Annotated in this window: 1 protein-coding gene; it reads right to left on the bottom strand. The window is 59.2% G+C overall.

Going from position 1 to position 409, the window contains the following annotated elements; all coding sequences use genetic code 11:
• Positions 1 to 409: hypothetical protein (locus tag E0702_RS19090; protein WP_165927558.1), on the bottom strand; the 409-nt coding region annotated here is incomplete at both ends.

Here is a 409-nt window from a genome sequence, read left to right as displayed (position 1 = left end):
CGTTGCTGCCTCCAATCACATTACCGGTCACCGAAGCCACATCTTCAGCGATCGCATTCGCATCGTCAGCTGCGGTCGGCGCGTCGTCAACCACTTTGATGCCAAGCGTTTTATTGTCGGTATCGCCGTTGCGATCGGTTACCGTGATGGCAATGTTGTCGGTGACATCAGTCGCATCGACGGCCGGTGCCTTCGTCAGGGTGTATTCGTAGTCGACGGTGATAGTGCCATCTGCCGCTTGGGCATACCCGTTGAGCACCAATTCACCGTATTGGGTGTCAATCGTCTGGCTCTGAGTCGCCAGCGCTTCAACCTGCGCCTTGCTCAGTGAGAGTGTGCGCACCTCGCCGTTCACGTTGGTGTACGCCAGCGTCACACCGCCGTCGGCCGCCAGGCCATCCAGCGCCGT

Source organism: Halomonas marinisediminis (assembly GCF_004347715.1).
Classification (GTDB): domain Bacteria; phylum Pseudomonadota; class Gammaproteobacteria; order Pseudomonadales; family Halomonadaceae; genus Halomonas; species Halomonas icarae.
Note: the sequence above shows the minus strand (reverse complement) of the source record. Positions and strands in the feature narration are given on the sequence as shown.